The organism is Aliidongia sp., from assembly GCF_035943795.1.
In the GTDB taxonomy this organism is placed as follows: domain Bacteria; phylum Pseudomonadota; class Alphaproteobacteria; order ATCC43930; family CGMCC-115725; genus Aliidongia.
Genome location: NZ_DASZBY010000050.1, coordinates 67,934 through 84,444, shown reverse-complemented (window position 1 = coordinate 84,444; position 16,511 = coordinate 67,934). Strand labels below are relative to the sequence as shown.

Below are 16,511 nucleotides of genomic sequence, written 5' to 3'. Positions count from 1 at the left end.
AAGCCATACTACCGCTGAAGCGCCCGATCGAGGGCGCGCCCGACCGCGGCAGGAATCGCGGCGATGTCCGGCCCGACGGTCAGCTTGTAGCAAGGCAGCGTTTCGACGGCCTCCGCATAGAATTGCATGCGCTCGCGGGTCAGCCACGGATAGATCCGGACCGAATCGGCCATCAGCGCCCGCAACGCTGCGGCGCGGGGCAGCGGCGTGATCTCGCCCTGGTCCGGCCCGACGATGGGCAGCACGATCCCTTCGATCGTCATGCGGCGCACCAGCGAGACGGCGCCGGCACGAGGGAACAAGGTCAGCTTGTTGTCCTCGGGCGAGAGCAGGCTGTCCCAATTCGCCACGAGCGAGGGGAAGCGAGCCGCCTGGGCGGGATGCAGGCGGCCGGTCGCATAGAGCGAATGGGCGGCGTAGGTGCCGGCCGCCGTGCGGTCCAGCATCATGAAATCGTCGCCGGCGAATTCCCAGCCGGCGGCGGCGCAGGCGAGTGCCGTCGTACTCTTGCCCTGGCCGCCGCTGCCCGCGAACAGCAGGCCGCGGCCGTCACGGCCGATGGCGGCGCCGTGCGTGATGTAGGCCTGACGCTGCGCACCCAGCCAGCCGAAGACATGGGCGAAAGGGTGGCTGAGGTGCGATGACGGCAGATCGCCTATCGCGCCTGCGAGCGCGGTGACCCGTGCCGCGGCGCGATCGGTGGCCACCGACAATCCGGCATGTAGTTCCACCATGAGAGGACCCAGTGGTTCGGCGACCACTATGCCCGGGGGCGGCACGGACAATTTCTCCCGGAATTCGATGGTGGCTTCGTGAAGCGTCGCCAACTCGATGAACAATGCGCGTCGCGGCGTTGCGGCGTCTATGACAAGATGATTGAACACCCCACCCAGATGTTCGGCAAGAACCGGCCCATATACCTCGAGTTGAACCGGCTGGCTCGCCAGATCAATGGTAACGCGCAAATCCGGACGCGCGTCGAGGCCGCGCTGCCGAGTAAATTCATCTTCGATTAGATCGACCACCGTGCGGATTTGTGTGTCGCCGCGTACCTGGGAAATCATTGCGACGTTCACCAATACCTTAATGTTGCGCTGTTTCACGAATGTCAGTACCAAGCTCAAAGAGCTTGGATCAAGGGTCTATGACATGCGCGGTATAAAGGTAGTCAATCGCGCGATTTTTGTGGCCGATGCGGTGAGAAAAGCCCTGCCTTTCACCGGCAAATTCGTTGAAACCTTCGACTACCGGCGTTTTATCGTGGTCGCACCGCCCCGCTCCGGATCGACCATGCTGGTGTGGACCTTGTCCCAGCACCCGGCCATAGCCTCGTACGGCGAACTCTTCAATGGCGCATTCATTGGCTGGGGCAAGGAGCAAGCGCCGGCGTTCGTCAGTCAACGTCATCTCGAACGACTTTGCCGTGAAGACGGGCCCAAATTCCTGGCATCGCACATCTGGAACGGCCGCTCCCCCCTAATCAGGGCGGTCGGCTTCAAAATCCTGTACGGCCAGCTTCTGGTGCCGGAAAACAAGACACTTGCCGCGTTCTTGCAACGCGATACCGATCTCTCGATCATCCACCTGGTCAGGCATTCCCTGCTACGATCCTACCTCTCCCTGGTCAAATCGCAGCAGACCGGCGTGTACCAAAACGAACGCAGGCAGGCAGGGTACGTCGACCGTCCGCTCACACTCGATCCACAGGCTGTCGTTCGATATTTTGTCGGAATGCGACGCTGGCATGCGAAGATTGGGGAAATGATCGCCGGGCATTCTGTCCATCGTCTCGAATATGGCGAGATGGTGGGAGACTGGCCCACCGCGAGTGCGAACGTTTTCAAATTCCTCGACGTCGATCCGATAGCGGTTCCGCCGGCTGCGGGACGCCTCTCAACACTCTCTCTCGAGGAAAGTATCCAGAACTACGCTGAAGTAACTGAACGGCTCGCGCATTTTGGCCTTCAGGATGAAATCCGCGAGGGTCTATCGGATCCTTTCTGATTGCGATTGCTTACGTTTCTCTCTTTTTGGGCACGATTGTAAATGTCGAATATCTATGTGGTGGACGAACAAAACATTGCCTCCAAGAACATGGACAGGGAGGCAATCGCCATAAATCTGGTCACTGGTGACTACTTCTCTTTTTCCGGCTGTGCCGTCGTGATTTGGCAGGTGTTGGCCCAGGGTGGCGATCTCCCGCGACTGGTCGCTGCCGTCGAGGCCGCGTTCGACGAGGTTCCGGCGACGGCCCCTGCGCAGATATCCGCGTTTCTGGGCCAATTGGTCGCGGAAAAGCTCGTCGTACCCATGCCGGCCGAAACGGATTTGCCTGCGCTGCAAGCCTCTGCCGAGCGATGGGGTCCTTACGCGGAACCAGGCATCGACAAGTTCGACGACATGGCGATGATGCTGGCGCTGGATCCGCCGATGCCGGAATTGCCGACCCGGGTGACGGACCGTTTGCCGACCAAGAAAATTTAAGCCTGCCCGATGTCGAATGCTTCGATCACCTGCGTCATTCCTGTGCGGAACGGCGAGCGGTTTCTGGCCCAAGCCATCGAAAGTGCGCTCGGTCAGACCAGGCCCCCCTCCGAAATCATCGTGGTCGACGATGGGGGAACCGATCGCAGCGCAGAGGTCGCGGAGGCGTTCGGCACGCCTGTCCGGGTTTTGCGTACGCCGGCGCTTGGGCCCGCATCCGCGCGGAATGCCGGGATCGCGGAGGCGCAGGGTGATCTCGTCGCCTTGCTCGACTGCGACGACATCTGGGTGCCCGGCAAGCTCCAAATGCAGGCTGAGGCCTTGGAGGCTCTCGCGAACACGGGCATCTGCGTGTGCGGCGTCGAGAACTTCTGGATGGAGGAGGTCGAAGAGGAGCGGGCCCAGGTCGCCGAAACGCGTTTTTCCAAGGTGCTGCCCGGCTATTGCGCCTCCGCCCTGGTGGCATCCAAGGCTACGTTCGACCGGGTTGGACCGTTCGATTCGACCCGCCGGCATACCGATCTGATCCGCTGGATCATGCGGGCGGAGGCCGAGGGCATCGGTGTGCACGTCCTGGCGGACGCCATGGTCCGGCGCCGTCGCCATAATTCCAACCTGTCGCGGGTGGCCTCACAGGATGCGCGAGACGAATTTCTCGACCTCATCCGGGACAAGCTGCGCGCCGCCAAACCGCCGTCGGCAGGCGTCAAGTGACGGTCCGAGCGGAGATTCGCCGCTGGCTGCCGCCACGTCGGCCGGGCGAGTTGCATACCGTCTTCGTCCGGGCGTGCCTGCCGGGAAATCCGACGGGAGCGCAGGATCTCGAGAGCTGGCTCGAACTCGGCGGCGGCCTTGCCGCACTCAGGGCCAACCCCAATCCATTCAAATCGAACCTTCCGGCCCTCGCCTATGCCATCGAATTGCGGGGCGAAAAGGCGCCGCCGTCCTTGCGCGCGGTGCTGGGCTTCACCCAGATGGTCGAACCGCTGCGCACGACCCGCTATCTGGCGATCATCGAACGGCTGAACGGGCTGATGGAGGACGCTGGCGTGTCGAGCCTGCTCGGCGGCGATGCCGCGACGGCCCAGATCGCCTATCCGAAGGCGGAGGCGCGCCATATCACGGCGGTCACGATCATCGCCGAGACACAGGCCCTTCCGGCACTGCAGGCGCTTTGCAGGGCGGATGGCTTCGTGCAGGAGCGTACGCTGGGGGGCGGCCTCGAGCTGAAGGCTGCCAGCGGCGCCCGGGTCGTTTTGCTCGACCGGCTGTTCCCGACCGACCGCAGCCCGATGGTCGATGAACTTCTCGCCGACCGAAGCGGTGGCTTGTCCCTGCTGTCGACGCCCTTGCTGTTCGTCTGCTGCTGCATCACCGGCTATCCTCCGATCGCAGCGAGCCATGTTCCAGCGATGATCGATGCTGCGATGCTGGCGTCGCTGCTGTCGTCCGACGAATGGACAACCGTCGCGGAGTTGCGCGCCCGCGTTCCGCGGGAACCCCTGCTGGCGGCGCTCCGCTATCTTCGGGACGCGCTCGGTGTCCCGGTGCCTTTGAAGATCTAATTGGCTACTGCTAGGCGCCTGGCTTCGCGCCGATCGCCTCGGCATAGATCCGTCCGTAGGCTTCGCCGCACCGGGCGATGGACCATTTGGTGGCGGCCTGCCCGGCGGCGGCGCGCCCCATGAGCGCCGCCCGCGCAGGCGCCTGGACCAGACCGATCATCGCGTCGGCCAACGCCTCGGGATCGTCGCGTTCGACATGCAGTCCGGTGACGCCATGCTCGACCAGGATCGGCAACGCGCCCGAGATGGAGACGATCGCGGGCCGACCGGCCATCGCCGCCTCGATCGCGACCAGGCCGAACGGTTCCTCCCAGCGCGACGGCACCAGCAGTGCCACGTGCCGTGCCATCAGGGTGGAGATCCGATCGCGTCCGACCTGCCCCAGGAAGCTGACCCGTTCGCCGAGGCCGAGAGCTTCGGTCAGGGCTTCGAGTGCGGCGCGTTCCGGCCCGTCGCCGGCGATCGTCAGGTGCAGGGCAGGGATCCGATCGGTCAGCAGCGCTACCGCCCGCAGGGCAATGTCGACACCCTTCTCTCCGGCCAGGCGACCCAGGTAGAGAAAATGCGCCGGTTCGGCCTGGTCCGCACTCGGGTCGCGCCACGGCATGCCGTTTTCAACAAGGCGCAACTGGCCGGCCAGGTCGGGAAAGGTCTGGGCCGCATTCTCCAGCATCGGCCGGGACACCGCGACGATCCTGTCGGATCGTGCCAGCAAGCCGCGCAGGTTGGTCTGGTAAGCGGCCGGCTGCCAGGCGATGTCGACGTGCAGGGTGGTCACGACGGGGACGGCGGCCGCCTTGGCGACGTCCCGCATGAAGATCATTTCCGCCGCGACCGGGTGCAGGTGGATGACATCGGGCGCCTGGCTGGCGACGAACGACGCCAATCGGCGACGCAGAGCCATGATGTCGCCCAGGTCCTGGCGGCCGAGCACGTCCACGAACGGCAGGCGATGCAGCGGGACGCCGTTGTGGTGTTCCTCCCTCGCATCGCCGTCGGTGCTGCCCGCCACCACGGTCGCGAAGACACCGTTCGCGGCTTGCCAGGCCGAAAGATCGGCGACGAACGTCTCGACCCCGCCAATGGAGGGAGGAAAGGCCGAGGTGATATGGAGCAGCTTCATGCGCCCTCCATGCACGAGCCGCCATCGCTTGACAAGGATGACGGCGAATCTACAACCAGTGCCGTGCCAATCGCCGGTGGCCGACGCGTGGCTTCCGTCGAGCCCGTGAACATATCATCGACAATGCCTGACGGGACTCGGGCGGGAGACATCGAAATCCGCCCCCAGAAAACGACCTTGCGGAACGTCGGCACTTATTTTTCGGCATTGTGGGACGAGGCGGGACTCCGGGTGGCCGTGACGATCGTCGCGTCGGCGGTGGCGGCATTGGCCGAGGGCGTCCTGCTGCTGATGCTGGCGCCGTTGCTGTCCCTCGCCGGCTTGACCGGCCAGACGGCCATGACCGGCGCCTTGTCGCGGACCCTGCAGTCCTTCGGCCTGTTCGATCTGCAGAACAGGATTGGCGAGACCGGGTTGATCGGATTGTGGATCGCCGCCGCGATCGTGGTGACGGTGCTGTCGTCGTTCCGCGAAATGGAAGCGCCGGCGTTGCAGGAGCGCTTCATGCTGGTGCTACGCCGGCGCTTCCAGGCGGCCGCGATGGGCGCCGACTGGATGGCGCTGCAGCGCGAACGATCGTCGGATCTGGTCGCTGTCATTTCCGACACGCTCACGCGTGCCGGGGAGGGGGTGGTCGCGCTCATTCAATTCGCCGCCCGGATGCTGGCGGTGATCGTCCAGATCGCGATCGCGGTCGCGGTGGCGCCCGGACCCTGTGTGGTAGCACTCGGGGTCGGCTTGCTCCTGATGCCGTTCCAGGTCGTCCGGCTGCGCCGGGCCTTCCGCAAGGGACGCGAGGTCATGCGCGGCCAGCACACGGTGCAGGCGATCGTCAGCGACCATATTGCGGCGATCAAGCTGGCCAAGGCCCACGGCGCCGAGCGCGGCTTGACCGATCATTTCGTGCGCACGCTGGACGACCTGCGGGCCCGGCGGCTCGGGCTCTGGCAGCAGCGCGTACTCGCCAGATCGGGCTTCCGGATTTCGGCCCTGCTGGGCCTGGCCCTCGTGATCTGGATTTCGGTGACCAAGCTCGGCGCCGCGGGGCCGGCGCTGCTCGTGCTGATCGCCGTCTTCGCGCGCCTCGTGCCGGCACTGACAGAGGTGCTGCAGCACGCCCACATGTCGGCGGAAGCCCTGGCGGCCTGGGCGGAGGCGGAACAGCTGTTCCGGCGGCTCGATGCCGTGGCCGAGCCGAAGGTCATGGTCGGCATCGCCTGCCCGACCGGGACGATCGTCTTCGAAGGCGTGTCGCTGACCTGGCCCGGGCGGGCGGAGCCCGCGGTCCGCGATATGGACTTTCGGCTCGAACATCGTCGGACCACGGCGATCGTCGGCCCGTCCGGGGCCGGCAAGTCCACGGTGGCGGATCTGGCGCTGGGGCTGCTGGTGCCGAGCGGCGGCCGGATCCTGGTGGGCGGCGTTGCGCTCGAAGGGGCGTCCCGGGCCGCCTGGCATCAGGGGTCGGCCTATGTGCCGCAGTCCGACGTGCTGTTCCACGACAGCTTGCGGGCCAATCTGCTTTGGGCCCGGCCCGACGCGGACGAGGCGGCGCTGCGTCACGCGTTGCAGACGGCGGCGCTCGACGAGACGGTCGATCGCCTGCCTGAAGGCATCGACACCGTGCTCGGCGACCGTGGATCCCATCTTTCAGGCGGTGAGCGGCAGCGCGTCGCGCTGGCGCGGGCGCTACTGCGCGACCCCAGCTTCCTCGTCCTCGACGAAGCGACGAGCCACCTGGACAATGCGAACGAACGCCTGATCCAGGACGCGCTCAATCGCCTTCAGCATAGCGTGACGATGCTCGTGATCGCCCACCGGCTGGAGACGATCCGTCAGGCCGACCATATCATCGTCGTCGAGGCGGGTCGCGTCACCGACCAGGGCACCTGGGACGCGCTGCTGACGCGCCCCGGGAGCTGGCTTGCCCGAACGGTCGGTGGTCAGGTTCCCGGATGACCGATGAATTCTTGAACCGTTTGATCCGATAATATACAAACCAATCAGTCGGTTTCTTTTTCGAGAATGTCATGTCGACAGCAGGCATAGGCCCGGGCCGGACTCAGGAAGAGCGCAGCCGTGACATGCGGGCCCTGCTGATCGAGGCGACGCTGGATTGCCTGCAGGCGCACGGTTTCCATGGCGCCTCGTTGAGCGTGATCCTCAAGCAGGCAGGCGTGTCGCGCGGTGCCTGGGCCCATCACTTCCCGAGCAAGCAGGAGCTGATCGCGGCCGCGGCCGAAGCGATGATGGCGGATGCCGCCGCCGCAGCCCGGGCGGTTGCGGCGACGCTCGACGGTCAGGAGGATCGCTTCACGTCCCTGATCGAGCAGGTTTGGCAGCGCTTCTACTGCGGCCGCCATCGCGACGTACTGTTCGAATTGGTCGTGGCCTGCCGCACCGATCGCGCGCTTGCCGGCCGGCTGCACCCGGTCTTCGTAGAATTGATCGACAGTTTCCGCGGCGCCTGGGGTTCGGCCACGCCGGACGCGACCGGCGGCGGCGATCTGCTGACCCTGACCCTGTTCGTGCTGCGCGGCATGGCGATGCAGGAGATGCTCGCCGAGAGCCCTGATGGCCAGGCCGCCCTGCGCGGGCTCTGGACCGGCGTTACCCGTGATTTCCTGCAATCGCGCCATGACCGGCCGCTCCGGCGTCCGAGCGGCGGGCCACTTCTGGGAGCCGTGCGATGAAGACGCTTGCCGAACACATGGCCTTCTATGGCTGCTATCATCGGGATCTGCGCAACCGGCTGACCCATTTCGTCGGCGTGCCGACGATCATCTTCGCCGCCTTGATCCCATTGTCGTTCGCGACGGTGGCGATCGGCCCTGTCGGTGTCACGCCTGCCCTGATCGTGGCGGTCGTGCTGACGCTCTATTACATCAAGCTCGACCTCGCGATCGGCCTTGCGATGGCCATCCTGTTCGTACCGCTGGTGTGGGCGGCCGGATCGATCGCGGCGCTCGGTACCGCACCGGCGCTCGAAATCTTCGCGGGCCTTTTCGTCGCCGGCTGGATCGTGCAGCTGATCGGGCATTGGTTCGAGGGCAACAAGCCGGCGCTCCTGTCCAACCTGTTCCAGACCGTGGTCTCGCCTATCTTCCTGACGGCGGAACTGTTCTTCGCCCTGGGGCTGAAGCGCGGCTTGCAGGAAGAGGTCGAGCGTCGCATCGTGATGCGGGACTTTCCCGGCGCCGAGATGACGCTCAAAGGCGCCCGGCACGCCTGACGGGATCGGTCGCGCCCAACAGCGGGCGCACTCGAACGGGAGATCGGCTTGGCGGTGCCGGACTATATCATCGTCGGCGGCGGGTCGGCCGGCTGCGTGCTGGCCAACCGGCTGAGCGCCGATCCCGATATCTCCGTCCTGCTGCTGGAAGCGGGGCCGCGCGACTGGAACCCGCTGATCCACATGCCGGGCGGCTTGGTCGAGCTATTGAAGCACCGCTGGGTCAATTGGGCGTATCAGACCGAACCCGAGCCGCATTGCGGCGGACGCCGGCTTTATTGGCCGCGCGGCAAGGTGCTGGGCGGTTCGTCCTCGCTCAACGCCATGCTCTATGTCCGCGGTCATCCGGCCGATTATGACGAATGGGCCACGCTCGGCTGCAGCGGTTGGTCCTGGGCGGACGTGCTGCCCTATTTCATCCGGTCGGAGCGCCGACTGGCCGGCCCGGGGCCAGGCGGACTGCATGGCGAGGCCGGGCCGCTCGCCGTCACGCCGGGCCCACGCGGCCAACCCTTGCTGGAGGCGTTTTTGGCGGCTGGACGCGAGGCCGGGCAGCGCATCAACGAGGACTTCAACGGGGCGGACCAGGAGGGTCTCGGCTGGTACGAATCGACGATCCTCGACGGTCGCCGCTGCAGCGCCGCGGTCGCCTACCTTGCTCCCGTCAGCGATCGTCCCAATCTGCGGATCGTCACAGGAGCCATGGTGCACCGGCTGGTGATCGAACAGGGCCGGGCGGTCGGCGTCGACTACCACACCCGCGCGGGGTCGAAGCGCGTCCGCGCGGTGCGGGAAGTCGTCGTATGCGGCGGCACGGTCAATTCCCCGCAGATCCTGATGCTGTCCGGCATCGGGCCGGCCGATGCGCTGCGCGGGCACGGCATCGCGGTCGTGCTCGACCGCCCGGCGGTCGGCGCCAATCTACAGGACCATTACGACCTGATCGTGCAATACGAGTCGCGACGACCGGTGACGATCTATCGCGAGCTGTCGCCGCTTGGCCGGCTGAGAGTGGCATTCGACTATCTGACCGGGCGGACCGGGCTGGGTGCGGCGCCGATCGTGCCGGTCGGCGGCTTCCTAAAGACGGATCGCGCGCTGTCGCGACCCGATATCCAGCTGCATTTCATGGCGACGCGCCTGCGCGATCACGGCCGCATCAGGCCGGACCGCCATGGCTATAGCTGCCACGTCTGCCAGCTTCGACCCGAAAGCCGCGGCCGGATCACGCTCGCATCGGCCGATCCGGCGGTGCCGCCGCACATCCACGCGAACTATCTGGCGACGGAGACGGACCGGACGGTCATGCGCGCCGGTGTCCGGCTGGTTCGCGACATCCTGGAGCGACCGGCCCTGATGCTCTATCGCGGAGCGGAACTGGTCCCCGGACCCGACGCAGTCGAGGACGAAGATCTCGATCGCTTGATTGCGCTCGCCGGCGAGACGATCTATCACCCGGTCGGGACGTGCCGGATGGGCGACGACGCCGATGCGGTGGTCGATCCGTCGCTCCGGGTGCGCGGCATCGATGGGCTGCGCGTGGTCGACGCGTCGGTCATGCCGCGGCTCGTCGGCGGCAACACCAACGCCCCGACGATCATGATCGCCGAAAAGGCAGCGGCTATGATGATGGGGCGCCAGATTGCCGCGGGATGACGCAGCCGCCGAAAGGAAGATCACGATGTACGTCGCCAAGAGCTCCACCGCGCTCACCAAGAGCGAGCTCTACGCCGAACTGGCCGAAGCGCTCGAAGCCTTGCTGGCGGGCGAGCCGGATCCGATCGCCAATCTCGCCAATGCATCGGCGCTCGTCATGGATGGGCTGGACGAACTCAACTGGGCCGGCTTCTATCTGATGCGGGGCGGCGAGCTGGTGCTGGGGCCCTTCCAGGGCAAGCCAGCCTGCGTCCGCATCCCGGTCGGCAGGGGCGTCTGCGGCACCGCCGTGGAACGGGCGTCGAGCGTCATCGTCGATGACGTTCACGCCTTTCCTGGCCATATCGCATGCGATGCGGCGTCCCGCTCGGAACTCGTCGTGCCGCTCGTTCGTGATGGCGCCGTCGTGGGAGTCCTCGATCTCGACAGTCCGCGGCCGGGTCGATTCGATGCGGATGACCGGCAGGGGTGCGAATTGCTGGTCGGGGTATTGATGGGTCATCTTTCCACCGCGATTTGACGGATCGTTCCTGCCGGCTGCGGTGTTGATCCCCCGGGGCGCGGTTGCCCCAAACCAGGAAAGCCGAAATTCCATGGCCGGATGGCCACAGGTCGCGACAAAGTTTCGCTGAGCGCGCGCATTTCTGCCTGACTGTCCTTTCCAGTCGATCTGTCGCGGGCTAGCCTTCGACCAAGATCGACCGGCTGAATCGCCAGTCCTTTCGTCGCATAGCTGGCTAAGCACCTTTGGCGTAATGCCTTTGTTCGGTACCTGTGTAGCGCCTCACTCCTCGCGCTGGGCTTTTCATGATGTGCTTGCACGGAGCAGGGTCCGGATCTTCCGAACCAGGCAGAGTTGTTTCGATGACGGACGGGGCGCCCTGGCTTGAGAGTGTCATGTTTGAACTTTGCTGTTTCGTAAGATAAAAACTTCACAATTTTTCTGTTCAGATTTCTGGTTCACTAAATTTATTTCGAGTAAGTTCCTAAAATTGCCGTAATTTGTCTGAATTGATACGTGATAAGCCTGTCGACACCGGATCTGGGTATTTTTGATTGACCCTCGGTCAGGCGGACGGATTTGAAGACTGCAACTGCCGTCGGCGGTATCGCGTTATAGGTGTGTTTCAATAATGGATCTTGATGTTTCCCTAAACTATAGGGTGATCAATGCCCGGATGGCAGCGGTCCACCATAAGTCTGCGGGCAACGTCTACTGGCTGCTTTTCGCCGACGTGATCGCCATCGCCTGTGCCGGTCTGCTGGTCCTGTCCTGGTTCGCCGGGCCGGGCCGGTCGCTGACGGCCGAACTGTCCGGCTGGAACCACTGGTTCATCTACGCCTCTGCCGCGTCGATGCTCTGCTACTACGCCGCCTGCGGCCGCTATACTTCGCGCGCGACGAGCCGGGCCGAAGTCCGGGTCGTCCTCATCGGCTGCCTCGGTGCCTTCGGTCTCAGTTTGATGCTGTCGGGCTTCTCCGATCGGTTCACGGCACGCTTCCTCTGGGAATCCGTCGTCGTCTGGTTTTCGATCGCCGTATTTTTACGAGTGGTGCGCGAAACGGCCCGATCGATTCTGCTCCGCCTGGGGCGCTGGCGCTTGCGAACCCTGGTCGTCGGCCCGGAAAGCCTCCGGGCGCGGGTGAGCGATGCGCTGCACTCGGACCGGTCGCTCGGCGTCGAGATCGTTCACTGGATCGAGCCGTCGGCCGGGACGGAATTGGAGGGTCGTCGCGCCCTCCAGGAACATCTGCGCCGGGCGGACGTCGATTTCGTCCTGCTGGCCGGCAACGGCGATGCCGCGATCGCCCAAAAGGAAATCCTGCGCGATCTCGTCCAATTCCGCATGCCGTTCGGTGCCATTCAGGCCGAAGCGTCGAATCGGCGCTTTGCCGGACGACGCTATGCCCTGGGCCAGGGACTGTCGCTCGAATTGGGCCTGACACGGCTGGACCAGGCGATCAGGCTCCGGATCAAGCGCGCCTGCGAGATCCTTCTCGCCCTCGTCTTGCTGTCGGGTCTGCTGCCGCTGTTCCTGATCTTCGCATTCGTCATCCGGATGGACGGCGGGCCGACCTTCTACGGCCAGGTGCGGGTCGGCCGTGGCGGCCGGCCGTTCCGGTGCCTGAAGTTCCGCTCGATGGTCCATAATGCCGACAAGGTTCTGGCCGATCTCCTGGCGCGAGATCCCGAGGCGGCGCGCGAGTGGGCGTGCGATTTCAAACTGAAGGACGATCCGCGGATCACCAAGCTCGGCCGCTTCCTGCGCTCCAGCAGTCTCGACGAGTTGCCCCAGCTACTGAACGTGCTGCGCGGCGAGATGAGCTTTGTCGGTCCCCGTCCGATCGTCGAAGCGGAGATCGAGCGCTATCGCGAGGACATCGACCTCTACTATCTCGTCCGGCCCGGTATCACCGGCTTGTGGCAGATCAGCGGTCGGAACGATGTGACGTATGACGAGCGCGTGGCGTTCGACGCGCGGTACGTATTGAACTGGTCGCTGAAGTTCGACCTGTTGATCATGCTCAAGACCTTGCCGGCGGTCCTCAGGAAATCGGGCGCCTATTGATGCCCGACGACGGTGCCAGACGCTCGATCTCGGCATGCTCGTGCTTTGCGCCCATCCGGGTTGTGCAAGCGCGCTTGAGTGGTGTGTGACGGTCGCATAAGCTCGTCCGCTGTCGGGGGCCTCGTCCCGAGAGAGCGGGGGTAGCGTGGACTGGGACAAGAAATTCAAGGTTGAATACGAATATGCGCGGGCTTGGCTGAAGAACAAGGGCGCCTTCGACCCCGAGTGGCAGGATCTCGTCGCTTCGCTCTATAGCCTGATGAGCCTGACCGGCTTCGATGTCGGCCATGCCGAAAGTCTCCAGAAGCTTCGCAAGAAGACGACCCAGGGTGCTGCCAAGTTCATTGGGCATCAGGCGATCTCGGAAAGCCGCGGCATTCTGCAGGCGGTCAAGGCCTGGAGCGACCGGCCGAACGCCACGACGCTCGACGATGCATCCAAGATGCGCGCGGCGGCCCTCAAATTCCTGCGCCACGTCTATCTGGTCAAAAAGTCGGGTAATCGTGCGGTGTGGATCCATTCCCTGCCGCTGGAATTCCACGACTGGCCGTCCCGCCATATCCATGCGCGTACGTCGACCCGGGACGCGGTCGAGCGGATTCTGGATACCGAGAACGAGATCTTCTCCGAGACGCAGAAGAAGTATCTGGCGACCTCGACCCAGCAGGCGATGGCCTGGTGCCAGCGGACATCCATGGTGCTGGCCGACGCAAAGAGTTCGGACGTCAAGCGCGGCAAGTCGAAGAGCACCGCCCGCGATCTGGTCAAGCGCTGGTTTTCCGATCCGACGACCTCCGAGCCCGATCTCGATCGGTTCATCGACAAGCTGGATACAGGTTTCAAGGCGATCATCGCGACCTTGAACAAAGGACAGTTCATCTTGACCGACTGGGTGCCGCTGCGTGCCGCCACGGTCGCCGACGACATCGCCTATCGCGATTCCGAGGCGTTCACCTTCGCCAGTGCCGGCGAAGGGCTCGACGTGGTTTATATCGAGCAATCCTTCTTCCGCAAGGACGAGGGCGGCGTCGTCCAGGGTCAGAAGAACTGGACGCGCGTCGTCGTCCATGAGTTGACCCATCTGGTCTGCGGGACCGAGGACGTGAACATCGGCAGGGCCCGCTACGCCTGGTATGGCATCGGCCCCCATGTCGGGTTCCCAGGCAGCGCCGCCGTCAGGAACGCCGACAGCTGGGCTTTTTTCGCTGCCGACTGCGCCGGCGTTCTGACCGAGGGCGAGCGGAAGATGGCCCTCAAGATCATATGAACCGATGTGGGGCGGCGGCCCTCGTGGCATTGTCGATCGTCGCAGGCGCGGCGCATGCTGCGGACAACGGGGCGCCGGTGTCTGTCGCCCCCGACCAGGAGAGGCCTTCGATGAGCAATCCGCCGCAAGCCAGCCGCCCGGCACCGCCCAAAGTGCCGCCGGTGTTCCACAAGGGCGTGCGCTACGAACAGGATCTGGAGAGCACGCAGCACGGCGGAGATCCGTTCGGCGGCTACCTGATGGCGATCGACGCGCAGACTGGCGCGCGGCTGTGGATGCTCAAGATTTATCAGGTCACGCCGCAGAACGTGCCGGGGCTGCCGACCTTCGACCGATTCTTCAAGCGCATGTCGCTGGTGTCCGATACGGACGAACTCTCGATCGAGGATGAGGCCGGCGGCCGTTATCTGGTCGATCTGGTCAAGCGATCGGTGACGGTGGTTTATCAGGCGCCGGCGGCGCCACCGGCAGCCGAAGAATCGCCGATGCCGACACCCGAGTAGGCGCTAAAGCTGCCAGCGTCGCAGCGTTGGCGGCAAGGTGCGCTTGCGCCAGATGCCCTTGACGTCCGCGATCAGCCCGTCCGGTCGGAGCAGGCGGGTGAAGGTCTCCGGCGCAAAATCGCGATAGGCGGCATGCGGCACCGCCGCGATCAGCGCATCGAAGCCGCCCGTCGGAAATTCCCGTTCCAACGCGATGCCATAGAGCGCCATCGCCTCGACCGGGTCGGCCAGCGGATCATGCACCGTGACGACGGCGCCAGCCTCGCGCAGGACGGCGATCAGATCGACCACTTTCGAGTTCCGCAGGTCCGGCACATCCTCCTTGAAGGTCAATCCGAGGACCAGCAGGCGCGGTGCGGAGCCGGCCGGCGCCTGCAGCGCCTTCAGAACCTCCGTGGCGATATAGGCACCCATGCCGTCGTTGATGCGGCGGCCGGCCAGGATGATTTCGGGCTCGTGCCCGGCCGCCTGGGCGCAATGGGCCAGGTAGTACGGGTCGACGCCGATGCAATGGCCACCGACCAGACCCGGCTTGAAGGGCAGAAAATTCCACTTCGTCGCCGAGGCCTCGAGCACGTCGTGAACCGACAATCCCAGGCGATTGAAGATCATCGTCACTTCGTTGATGAAGGCGATGTTCAGGTCGCGCTGCGCGTTCTCGATCGCCTTCGCCGCTTCCGCGGCGCGGATCGAGGCGGCGACGAACGTGCCGCCGGAGGTGATCCGGCCATAGATCCCGGCCAGCGTGGCTGCGACCTCCGCCGTCTGGCCGGCGACGACTTTCGTGATGCGGTCGACGGTATGGACGCGGTCGCCCGGGTTGATGCGTTCCGGCGAATAGCCCAGGAAAAAGTCGCGGCCCGCCGCGAGCCCCGACGTGCGCTCCAGCGCCGGTCCGCACAGCTCCTCGGTGACGCCCGGGTAGACCGTGCTCTCGAACACGACGATGCCGCCACGGCGCAGCACGCGCCCGACCGTCTCGCATGCGGCGAACAGCGCCCGCATGTCCGGCTCGTTGCGCTCGGTCACCGGCGTGGGCACGGTGACGATATGGATGGACGCCCTGGCGAGTTGCGTGGCGTCGCTCGTCACGTCGAGCGACGTCGCGAGAAGCGCCTCGCGCGCGATCTCGCCGGTCCGATCATTTCCTGATTTTATCGCGCCGATACGGAACGGATCGATATCGAAACCAATCACCTCATAATGCCCGGCCAGGGCGACCGCGAGCGGCAGGCCGACATAGCCGAGCCCGATGACGGAAATGACCGGAGGCGTCTCGTCCTTCATGACGGGGTTCCCGGCGCGCACCCGCCATCGACCGGCGTCACGTCCGGCAGCAGGGCGTTGCTGCGTCCGGTCAGGCGGTAGACCGCGAGGCCGATCCATTCATGGAACACGTCGTCGAGCAGGGCCAGGCTATGGCCGAAATTCTGCGTGAACAGCAGCCCGTCCGGCCTCGTGTGATAGTCGGTCGGCCAGGGGATGACCGGAAATCCAACCTGGCGGGCGATCGCGACGGAGCGCGGCATGTGGATGGCACCGGTCAGCAGCACCCAGCGTTCGTCCGGCTTGGGCGAGACCATCTTCTTGGCGTTCTCAAAGTTTTCGAAGGTGTCCCGCGAGTCCGGGTCGAACAGCAGGCGGCTGGGATCGACACCGGCCTGGGCGAACAACCCGGCCGCCACGTCGGTTTCATGCGTGCCGCCCGGATCCAGGCTGCCATTGCCGGCGGCGATGATCAGTTTGGCCTCGGGAAAGCGGCGCAACAATTCGAGTGCGGCAAAATACTTGCCGGCACGCTGGTCCAGGATCGGTTGGCGACGTTGGACCGACAGTTTCGTCGCCTCCCCGCCGCCGAGCAGGATGATGCCGTCGATCCGGCACAGCGTGGGTTGCGCCGGAAAGCGGTTTTCCAGCGGCTGCGCCAGCCGCTGTACGCCGCCCGGCAGCACGAACAGACCGACGAGGCCCAGCAGCAGGAACAGCCAGCGCACGGCTCGATAAAAGCGGGTGAACAGCAGCAGCGCGCCTACGATCAGCAGGATCAGGGCGAAATGGCTGGGCGAGGCGACGAAGCCGTATAGCTTGGCGATGAGGAAGAACATTGGGCG

16 protein-coding genes are annotated in these 16,511 nt (G+C 65.0%); 12 read left to right on the top strand and 4 right to left on the bottom strand.

Annotated features, from left to right (window positions below):
- Window positions 1-8: 8 nt before the first annotated feature.
- Window positions 9-1,124 carry a hypothetical protein gene (locus VGV37_RS08670; protein ID WP_326879255.1) on the bottom strand — a complete coding sequence of 372 codons (1,116 nt, stop codon included), beginning with the start codon at window positions 1,122-1,124 and terminating at the stop codon, window positions 9-11.
- A gap of 25 nt (window positions 1,125-1,149) precedes the next feature.
- Between VGV37_RS08670 and VGV37_RS08665 the strand changes: the two genes are divergently transcribed.
- The 4 genes from VGV37_RS08665 to VGV37_RS08650 are packed head-to-tail and all read left to right on the top strand — an operon-like array spanning window position 1,150 to window position 4,049.
- Window positions 1,150-2,004 (top strand): hypothetical protein, encoded by an 855-nt coding sequence (locus VGV37_RS08665; RefSeq protein WP_326879254.1) that lies wholly within the window; start codon window positions 1,150-1,152, stop codon window positions 2,002-2,004.
- Between the two features lie 42 nt (window positions 2,005-2,046).
- Window positions 2,047-2,484, top strand: coding sequence for a PqqD family protein (locus VGV37_RS08660; protein WP_326879253.1), 438 nt, complete (start codon window positions 2,047-2,049; stop codon window positions 2,482-2,484).
- A gap of 9 nt (window positions 2,485-2,493) precedes the next feature.
- A complete protein-coding gene (locus VGV37_RS08655; RefSeq protein WP_326879252.1) occupies window positions 2,494-3,198 on the top strand; it encodes a glycosyltransferase family A protein in 705 nt (234 codons plus the stop codon).
- Window positions 3,195-4,049 carry a hypothetical protein gene (locus VGV37_RS08650; RefSeq protein WP_326879251.1) on the top strand — a complete coding sequence of 285 codons (855 nt, stop codon included), beginning with the start codon at window positions 3,195-3,197 and terminating at the stop codon, window positions 4,047-4,049. Before VGV37_RS08655 ends, VGV37_RS08650 begins: the two co-directional genes overlap by 4 nt.
- Before the next feature lie 10 nt (window positions 4,050-4,059).
- On the opposite strand, the gene VGV37_RS08645 is transcribed toward VGV37_RS08650, so the two are convergent.
- Window positions 4,060-5,172 carry a glycosyltransferase family 4 protein gene (locus tag VGV37_RS08645; protein WP_326879250.1) on the bottom strand — a complete coding sequence of 371 codons (1,113 nt, stop codon included), beginning with the start codon at window positions 5,170-5,172 and terminating at the stop codon, window positions 4,060-4,062.
- 177 nt (window positions 5,173-5,349) lie between these two features.
- Between VGV37_RS08645 and VGV37_RS08640 the strand changes: the two genes are divergently transcribed.
- The 8 genes from VGV37_RS08640 to VGV37_RS08605 all read left to right on the top strand — a co-directional run bounded on the left by VGV37_RS08640 (window position 5,350) and on the right by VGV37_RS08605 (window position 14,400).
- Window positions 5,350-7,131 carry an ABC transporter ATP-binding protein gene (locus tag VGV37_RS08640; RefSeq protein WP_326879249.1) on the top strand — a complete coding sequence of 594 codons (1,782 nt, stop codon included), beginning with the start codon at window positions 5,350-5,352 and terminating at the stop codon, window positions 7,129-7,131.
- Window positions 7,132-7,202: 71 nt separating this feature from the next.
- The gene (locus VGV37_RS08635; RefSeq protein WP_326879248.1) at window positions 7,203-7,865 is read left to right on the top strand and encodes a TetR/AcrR family transcriptional regulator; all 663 of its coding nucleotides are present in this window, start codon (window positions 7,203-7,205) and stop codon (window positions 7,863-7,865) included.
- Window positions 7,862-8,404, top strand: coding sequence for a DUF962 domain-containing protein (locus VGV37_RS08630; protein ID WP_326879247.1), 543 nt, complete (start codon window positions 7,862-7,864; stop codon window positions 8,402-8,404). The genes VGV37_RS08635 and VGV37_RS08630 overlap by 4 nt, the downstream gene beginning before the upstream one ends.
- Before the next feature lie 54 nt (window positions 8,405-8,458).
- The gene (locus VGV37_RS08625; protein WP_326879301.1) at window positions 8,459-10,060 is read left to right on the top strand and encodes a choline dehydrogenase; all 1,602 of its coding nucleotides are present in this window, start codon (window positions 8,459-8,461) and stop codon (window positions 10,058-10,060) included.
- Window positions 10,061-10,085: 25 nt separating this feature from the next.
- Window positions 10,086-10,580: a GAF domain-containing protein gene (locus VGV37_RS08620; protein WP_326879246.1), complete on the top strand. Its 495-nt coding sequence runs from the start codon at window positions 10,086-10,088 to the stop codon at window positions 10,578-10,580.
- A gap of 658 nt (window positions 10,581-11,238) precedes the next feature.
- Entirely contained in the window at window positions 11,239-12,630 is a 1,392-nt protein-coding gene (locus tag VGV37_RS08615) for an exopolysaccharide biosynthesis polyprenyl glycosylphosphotransferase (RefSeq protein ID WP_326879245.1), read from the top strand.
- Between the two features lie 145 nt (window positions 12,631-12,775).
- The gene (locus VGV37_RS08610; protein ID WP_326879244.1) at window positions 12,776-13,897 is read left to right on the top strand and encodes a M35 family metallo-endopeptidase; all 1,122 of its coding nucleotides are present in this window, start codon (window positions 12,776-12,778) and stop codon (window positions 13,895-13,897) included.
- 110 nt (window positions 13,898-14,007) lie between these two features.
- Complete coding sequence (locus tag VGV37_RS08605; protein WP_326879243.1) at window positions 14,008-14,400, top strand: hypothetical protein; 393 nt, start codon at window positions 14,008-14,010, stop codon at window positions 14,398-14,400.
- Window positions 14,401-14,403: 3 nt separating this feature from the next.
- Here the strand turns inward: VGV37_RS08605 and VGV37_RS08600 are convergent, their stop codons facing one another.
- Together VGV37_RS08600 and VGV37_RS08595 are read right to left on the bottom strand one after the other, a co-directional pair.
- Entirely contained in the window at window positions 14,404-15,687 is a 1,284-nt protein-coding gene (locus VGV37_RS08600) for a nucleotide sugar dehydrogenase (RefSeq protein ID WP_326879242.1), read from the bottom strand.
- Window positions 15,684-16,505 carry a YdcF family protein gene (locus tag VGV37_RS08595; RefSeq protein WP_326879241.1) on the bottom strand — a complete coding sequence of 274 codons (822 nt, stop codon included), beginning with the start codon at window positions 16,503-16,505 and terminating at the stop codon, window positions 15,684-15,686. Before VGV37_RS08595 ends, VGV37_RS08600 begins: the two co-directional genes overlap by 4 nt.
- Window positions 16,506-16,511 lie beyond the last annotated feature (6 nt).